The organism is Pseudogracilibacillus amylolyticus (SeqCode) (genome assembly GCF_051918545.1).
In the GTDB taxonomy this organism is placed as follows: Bacteria; Bacillota; Bacilli; order Bacillales; family Amphibacillaceae; genus Pseudogracilibacillus.
On the sequence record NZ_JBPPZG010000227.1, the window covers coordinates 1 to 5,920 of the forward strand.

Annotated in this window: 5 protein-coding genes and 1 other annotated feature; all 5 genes read left to right on the forward strand. The window is 36.0% G+C overall.

Going from position 1 to position 5,920, the window contains the following annotated elements; translation table 11 throughout:
- The first annotated feature begins 441 nt into the window (after positions 1-441).
- The 5 genes from ytxC to rplT all read left to right on the forward strand — a co-directional run bounded on the left by ytxC (position 442) and on the right by rplT (position 5,610).
- Positions 442-1,278 (forward strand): sporulation protein YtxC, encoded by an 837-nt coding sequence (gene ytxC, locus ACPYKA_RS17970; protein WP_479543580.1) that lies wholly within the window; start codon positions 442-444, stop codon positions 1,276-1,278.
- A gap of 515 nt (positions 1,279-1,793) precedes the next feature.
- A complete protein-coding gene (thrS, locus tag ACPYKA_RS17975) occupies positions 1,794-3,731 on the forward strand; it encodes a threonine--tRNA ligase (RefSeq protein WP_479543581.1) in 1,938 nt (645 codons plus the stop codon).
- A gap of 547 nt (positions 3,732-4,278) precedes the next feature.
- Positions 4,279-4,408: a sequence feature (ribosomal protein L20 leader region), on the forward strand.
- A 65-nt stretch (positions 4,409-4,473) separates the two neighbouring features.
- Complete coding sequence (infC, locus tag ACPYKA_RS17980) at positions 4,474-4,977, forward strand: translation initiation factor IF-3 (protein WP_336263878.1); 504 nt, start codon at positions 4,474-4,476, stop codon at positions 4,975-4,977.
- A gap of 39 nt (positions 4,978-5,016) precedes the next feature.
- A complete protein-coding gene (rpmI, locus tag ACPYKA_RS17985) occupies positions 5,017-5,211 on the forward strand; it encodes a 50S ribosomal protein L35 (protein ID WP_479543582.1) in 195 nt (64 codons plus the stop codon).
- 42 nt (positions 5,212-5,253) lie between these two features.
- The gene (gene rplT, locus ACPYKA_RS17990; protein WP_479543583.1) at positions 5,254-5,610 is read left to right on the forward strand and encodes a 50S ribosomal protein L20; all 357 of its coding nucleotides are present in this window, start codon (positions 5,254-5,256) and stop codon (positions 5,608-5,610) included.
- The last annotated feature ends 310 nt before the right edge of the window (positions 5,611-5,920 follow it).

The window sequence follows — 5,920 nt, forward strand, 5'->3', positions numbered from 1 at the left end:
GCACAATTAGAGCAAATTTTGGCCACTTCTACTAAGAATGGTGTAGAACAGGTAAAAGCCGGTAGAATAATGGAACGGATTAAGCAAGTGAGTAAGGAAGTAAAAGTAGGTGGAGAAAATAGAAGAAATTAAATAATCCCCCGCAGACATAAACGAAAATAATGTCTGCGGGGGCTCGCCTTTTACGAATAAAATTATAGATCAACGTAGTGGAAAATGCCCGTGTCACTTTTCAACGAATAACAGAGACTAAAATCTATTGAAAATATCTTTGGCGTTCTCTTCTCATTAAATTTCTTCATGATTCTTACTTACCTTAAATTTGAATATATTTTCAGGAACCACTTTTATGAACTAAATCTTTGATTTTTTCTTATTCATTTTTTCCGCACCTCGTCCATATAATGTACTACGGAACACAGGATGAGGATGTGGTAGAGATTGAAAGTCATTTATTTTCGCCATGAAAAAGAAGTGATTTATTTTTGTGAAATGCTTTACCGGATACAGGGAGAAATATGTGTACAGTGGAAAAGAGATGAACATTGGGGGAATGAGCTGCGTATTCAGGATCAGAAAGTAACACTTGATCTAGTGATCTCTTGTTTGGTTAAAGTGTTAATGTTTTATCGGTTAAACAAAATGATCAAACAAATCACGAGAGACAAATACTTCTATACAGACAAGGAAGAAATCGAGAGGATATGTTTGTTAACGAATTGGATAGTTACCGAAAAGCATTATCAAGAACATTTATTTAAAGAGCATTTATCTTTAGAAAAGTATTTATTTAATACGCTAAGGCAAAATATTGAAGACGCATTTCCAATTCACTTTGATTCGTTAATAACATTTTGTACGCAACCTCTGCAAAAAAAATTAAAAGAAGCAGTTGGATATGGAATTGACGAAATGAAGCGTGAGGAGGAGCACCAGAGCTTTGTACAATCGATCCGTGATTTTATTAAACGAAGAAAATCGAAATCAAATGAATTACATATCGTTCAAGGAGAAAATTTTACATTTTATAAACCAACTGGGGAACAGTATAATTATCTTGAACTAAAAACATTAATGTATAATGAGCCTCTCTATATTTTAGGATTAGATGCAAATGAAATGAATTTATCACCGATTATTACACTACTTCCAAAGAAAATTTATATATACGGGGATCATCCGGCCGAAGCCAAAACATCAACCATATTAAATATTTTTCAAGAGAGAGTTACATTTTTGCCTAAAGAACGCTTTCCTTTTCACTATCATGTTAATTAATTGCCATAATACATAAATCTTGATATAATTCTTTTTAAGAAAATAATCTCAAAAAGTGATGAGAAGGACATGATTATTTTAGCCTGCAATAGATAGAGAAAGAAGTCGTCGGCTGGAAGCTTCTGCTATTTGCATAAAATAATTACCACCTTTGAACTCTGTAATTGAAATAAAGTAAATTATAGCGCTACTTCCACGTTACGGAAATAATGAAGTCGAATCATTTTTTATTAAGCAGTTAATGCTTTTGTAAAATCGAAAATGAGGGTGGAACCACGTGTTAACACTCGTCCCTATCTATTTTAGGGATGAGTGTTTTTGTTTTGGAAGAAAGTTATAAACTTCCTACCGCTCACCGACTAAAACCGTTACGTCCTAAGGCTCGCGCTTTTGCTCGCCCCACCGGAAAAGAGTTGTGACTTGCACGGCTGTGGGTTGTAAGTATAACGAAGGCTTTCGCCATAAAATCTTGGCGAATAGGCCAAATTTCTAAGATGAAAAAGGGAGTGTTTTTTATGATTACAATAGCTTTCCCAGATGGGAACAAAAAAGATTTTGAACAAGGAATTACTGGTGAAGAAATAGCTCAATCCATTTCACCTGGCTTAAGAAAACAGGCGCTCGCAATTAAACTGGATAATCAGTTTATCGATTTAAGACGCCCTCTTCAAAACGGTGGTAAAATAGAAATTATCACATATAAAGATGCAGACGGAATCGATATTATGCGACATTCAACTGCCCATTTAATGGCACAGGCGATCAAACGATTATATAAAGATGTTAAGTTTGGTGTCGGCCCAGTTATTGATGAAGGCTTTTATTATGATATTGACATGGAAGACTCGCTTACACCTGAGGATCTGCCGAAAATTGAGAAAGAAATGCAGCGTATTATTGATGAGAATTTAGAAATAGCTCGTCAAGATGTTTCACGAGAAGAAGCAAAAGAAATGTTTCGCGAAATTGGTGATGATTTAAAACTAGAGTTAATTGATGATATTCCAGAAGGTGAAACCATTTCTATTTACAAACAAGGTGAATTTTTTGACCTTTGTCGCGGGGTTCATGTACCACAAACAAGCAAAATCAAAGCATTTAAATTATTAAGTATTTCCGGTGCTTACTGGCGTGGAGACAGCAAAAATAAGCAATTGCAACGGATTTACGGTACTGCATTCGAAAAAGAATCGGAACTAAAAGAACATTTACGCATATTGGAAGAAAGAAAAGAACGTGATCATCGCCGTCTTGGTAAAGAATTGGAATTGTTTACTGTTTCACAAAAAGTAGGTCAAGGGCTGCCGATTTGGCTTCCAAATGGGGCTACAATTCGTCGTATTGTTGAGCGTTATATCGTTGACTTAGAAGAAAAACTTGGATATAACCATGTGTATACTCCAGTTCTTGGAAGTGCAGAATTATATAAAACAAGTGGACACTATGACCATTATCAAGATGATATGTTTCCATCGATGCAGATGGAAAACGAAGAACTATTTCTTCGTCCGATGAATTGTCCACATCATATGATGGTTTATAAAAATCAATTGTACAGTTATCGTAATTTACCAGTACGAATTGCTGAACTTGGGATGATGCACCGTTATGAAATGTCCGGAGCACTAGCAGGATTACAGCGCGTGCGTGGAATGACGTTAAACGATGCACATATTTTCTGCCGTCCGGATCAATTAAAAGATGAATTCGTTAGAGTCGTTGAATTAATTAAACAAGTGTATAAAGATTTTGCGATTGAAGATTATTATTTCAGATTATCTTACCGAGATCCAGAAGATACAGAGAAATATATTGATAATGATGAGATGTGGGAGACAGCTCAATCTGTATTAAAAGAAACAATGGATGAGTTAAATCTGCCTTATGTAGAGGCAATTGGTGAAGCAGCTTTCTATGGACCGAAACTTGATGTTCAAGTAAAAACAGCTCTCGGACATGATGAAACATTGTCTACAGTCCAGCTAGATTATCAAGTTGCAGAACGTTTTGATCTCTCCTATATTGGGGAAGATGGAAAACATCATCGTCCCGTTGTTATTCACCGTGGGGTTGTATCTACGATGGAGCGATTTGTCGCTTATTTAATTGAAGAATATAAAGGAGCTTTTCCTACTTGGTTGGCTCCAGTTCAAGTACAAGTGATTCCAGTTTCACCGACAGTGCACTTGGATTATGCAAATGATGTTGCTGATAAATTACAGCGAGCAGGAATTCGAGTAGAAGTCGATGTCAGAGATGAAAAAATCGGTTATAAAATTCGTGAAGCACAAACAAAGAAAATTCCTTTTGCATTAGTAATTGGCGATAAAGAAATGGAAGCAGGTAGCGTAAACATCCGTAGATACGGAGAAAAGAAAACAGACTCCCTTCCTTTTGAAGAGTTTTTACAACTCATCAACAAAGAAATAGAGGAAAAAGTTGGCCATAAATAAAATGTTTTACCAAAAAAAGTTGGGCTTTTTGTTAGTTCAACCGAAGAGGATTTATTGCTATTGTACTAAATCCATAAATTGTGCAGTAACATCACCGTTGATTTTCGCTCCGGGCAGTACGCTTTCCGCGGGCACGGCTTTAGCCTCCGAAGCAGAAACCCACTGCTTCTGAGTCTTCAGACACGTGCTTTTCCCGCAGGAGTCGACTGCCCTCCACTACAATCAACTAGATCGGTGAATCCCCCGGTACAGAACATTTATATCTACTGTACCAGCGGAGGAAATACATGGAGACTCCTGCAGGAGGAAAGGCCTAGGTGAGACAACGCAGTGCGTAGCACAAGGAAGGCTCATCAGCCGCCTGCGGAAAGCGGAATGTATTTCCGAAGCGGTAGATCAATTTCTATCTGAATTTACTGCACAGTATACTTCAACTATGGAGTTCAAAAATAGAACTAATAAAAAAGTTTGGATTTAATTGAGTTTGACAAACTAATTTAAGCATGCTAGACTATAGTAGTTGAATTGAATAATTCATAATCTGACTAACGACAAGTAGGAGCACCCGCTTCTCACCTGATCAACGCTTTATACAAAGCTGTTGGCTGGTTATTAGTATCTTTCTACAACATGAGAGACATGTGGGTGCATTCGTGTGCCCACATTTTTTATTTTGTAAATGCTCAACATCTTGTCATAGCGGATCAAATTTTTTCGGAGGTGGCTAGATATTAGCAAGGAAATGAATGTTAATGAAACGATTCGTGCAAGAGAAGTACGTCTTATTGATGCAAATGGTGACCAACTTGGAGTCAAATCTCGTGATGAAGCATTAAAAATTGCACAAACGAGAAATTTGGATTTAGTTTTGGTAGCTCCAGGAGCAAAACCGCCAGTTTGTCGAATAATGGACTACGGTAAATATCGTTATGAGCAACAAAAGAAAGACAAAGAAGCACGTAAAAAACAGCGGGTTATTAATGTGAAAGAAGTACGATTTTCACCTGGTATTGGAGATCATGACTTTAATACAAAATTGCGGAATGCCCGCAAGTTTATTGAAAATGGTGATAAAGTTAAGGCTTCTGTTCGGTTTAGAGGACGTGCGATTACTCACAAGGAACTAGGACAAGAAGTACTAGATAGGCTTGCAGAAGAAGTAAAAGATATTGCATCTGTTGAATCGAAGGCTAAAATGGAAGGCCGGCAAATGTTTATGATGCTAGCACCAACATCAGAAAAATAAGAATTTTGCATCGAATGTAATTGAGGGAGGAACAGAATCATGGCAAAAATGAAAACTCATAAAGGATCACAAAAACGTTTTAAACGTACAGGATCTGGAAAGTTAAAACGTTCACACGCATACACAAGCCACTTATTTGCTAACAAGTCACAAAAACAAAAACGTAAATTACGTAAATCAGCGCTTGTTTCAAAAGGCGATCAAAAGCGAATCGACCAAATGATTCCAAGATAATAAACTATAAAATTTGATTTGTACTTTTAGGAGGTAATAACAATGCCACGAGTTAAAGGTGGAACAGTTACACGTGCTAGACGTAAACGTGTATTAAAATTAGCAAAAGGATATTATGGTTCAAAACATAAATTATTTAAAACTGCAAAGCAACAAGTAATGAAGTCAGGTAATTATGCATACCGTGACCGAAGACAAAGAAAACGGGAATTCCGTAAATTATGGATTGCTCGTATTAACGCTGCAGCACGTTTAAATGATATTTCATATAGTAAATTAATGCATGGGTTAAAAGTTGCTGGAATCGATATTAATCGTAAGATGCTTTCTGACCTTGCTGTTAATGATGAAAAAGCATTTACGGCACTTGTTGAACAAGCAAAAGCAGCACTTAAATAAGAAGAAAAGCCAGATCTTAATTTGATTAGGATTTGGCTTTTTTAATTCTTTCGTAAAGTATATTTTAGTATTTCCATGGATAAGTTACTTGATTGCAAGTATTTTTGTCTAGTCCGACGCAGAACATGCTAATGTCGATGACGTCACAGGTGTATTAGTTCTTGCAATAAGACCTAAAAATAATAATTTACGTTCAAAAATAGTGATAAAATTATTGAATTTTTATTTATATAAATTTAATTGATGAAAAACAAAAGGTAGTTTATAAAGATAAAAAACACGCTTAAAATTGCGTGTTTTTTGTTTTTTC